At 57.5% G+C, this 1,745-nt stretch carries 2 protein-coding genes; one reads left to right on the top strand and one right to left on the bottom strand.

Annotated features, from left to right (window positions below):
- Positions 1 to 1,267: group II intron reverse transcriptase/maturase (ltrA, locus tag ABJK56_RS01125; protein WP_347242827.1), on the bottom strand; the 1,267-nt coding region annotated here is incomplete at its 3' end.
- 284 nt (positions 1,268 to 1,551) lie between these two features.
- On the opposite strand from ltrA, the gene ABJK56_RS01120 reads away from it, so the two are divergent.
- Positions 1,552 to 1,745: hypothetical protein (locus ABJK56_RS01120; protein WP_347242826.1), on the top strand; the 194-nt coding region annotated here is incomplete at its 3' end.

Raw genomic sequence — 1,745 nt, 5'->3', positions numbered from 1 at the left:
CAAGGCTATAAAGCCCATGGTCCCGAAAGAAACGATTGGGCCAGCGACTGTGGTCCCACCCCCGACTGATCCCTCGACGCTTGCTCCGCTTGCGAAGGATGGATCGCAAGCGGCGGCGAACCCAGCCGTCAATGGCTGGAAAGGTCCTCCGATTACAGTGTTTGAAGTACTCGAACCATCCACGCAGAGTTCGATTGACATCCGCTATGATGAACTCCAGGCTGTGTCCGTTACACCGTCTGGTCTTGGCCCGCACTGTGTCTCGAAGCTTCTTCAGGCTCTTCTTGCGGGGCCAACGAGTACCCCCCTCAAAGTGATAGCCGAGAAAATCGAAGCCCGAGCCGTGTACTGTGGTATCGACCAATCGGGTCTTTTCGGGATGCAGCCTCAGGTCTTTGGCTGTACACAGCTGTTGAACAAGCCCAAGGGCTGCTTCAGCCTCCCCATGGCTGCGGCACAGAATGACAAAATCATCGGCGTAACGCACCATGGAAAAGCCGGCTTCTCTCACGGCAACATCGATCGAGTGCAGGTAAACATTGGACAGCAGGGGGCTGATCACCGCCCCTTGCGGAGCCCCTTTTTCAGGACTCCAATGGACTAGACCCTCCACAATGTCTTGCTTGAGGAAGGCCTCGATCAAGGCCAGAACTCTTCCATCTCCAATGTATCTGCGCACTTCGTCCATGAGTCGACCATGCGGAATGCTGTCAAAGTACGAGCTAAGATCGGCGTCCACAACATAGACGTGTCCCGCCTTGAGCAGGCGATCGACCTCTCTCAGTGCATCTTTGCACCCTCGCCCTGGCCGGAATCCATAGCTTGTTTCAACGAACTCCCGCTCGAAAATCGGTTCAATCACAAGGCGAAGGGCGGCCTGGACAACGCGATCTCGCACACAGGGAATACCGAGTGGCCTCTTGGTCCTGGAACCTGGCTTGTCAATGTAGACCCGTCTGATCGGTCTTGGACAATACCTGCCCTCCCGCAGTTCCTGATGCAGTCGGGTGAGGTTGTCATCGAGGTTGCGCTCAAAGTCCCGGATGCTCTGGCGGTCCGTTCCTGCACTTCCCTTGTTGGCCTTCACTGTAAGCCATGCAACGTACAGGGTACTGGGCCTGTAGACCTTATCAATCAGACTGAACCATACGCCTCCTTTCACCCCCTTTTCGAGGGCCTCCAGCATGCGCTCCGTCCACACGGAACGTTCCACCCACGCCCAGTCTCTGGGCCGGGTTTCTCCCGTTTGTTTAGTCTTTTCAGACACTGACACGAGTTTCCTTTCGCTCTTTGTGGGCTTTGCCCATCCACCTTCCTGCGTCCCTTCGCTCCACGGGCATTACCCCGCTTCATCGCTACTATGAACGCTCTGACTCCTGCCCGACTGGCTCTTCGTGCCTAAGGGCAATGAACACCAACCTTTCATCGGGCAGGTCTCCCCGATTCACGTGGCACTCACTTCCATGCATTCCGTCTCCAACCACCTGACGCGCCCTGTCATCGCTTTTGCGCTGCCCGCCCAGCGTGACAGGCTCCCCGGTGACCGCTCTTATGGGTTCGCCCCGACGGTCTCCGGGTCTGGACTTCGCTTTTCCTCGGCAAGCTCGTCGCTACGCCCGGCCGAATCGAGTTCGTCATCCTACGGACTGCATCTTCGTCTCCGGTTGCTCTCCACCCCGCCTCACGGCGACGCAGTTACCTTCGACTACCGGGAGCGGGCATCTCCCGGAAGAGGACTTTCACCT

Source organism: Thermogutta sp. (assembly GCF_039793925.1).
GTDB lineage: Bacteria > Planctomycetota > Planctomycetia > Pirellulales > Thermoguttaceae > Thermogutta.
Note: the sequence above shows the minus strand (reverse complement) of the source record. Positions and strands in the feature narration are given on the sequence as shown.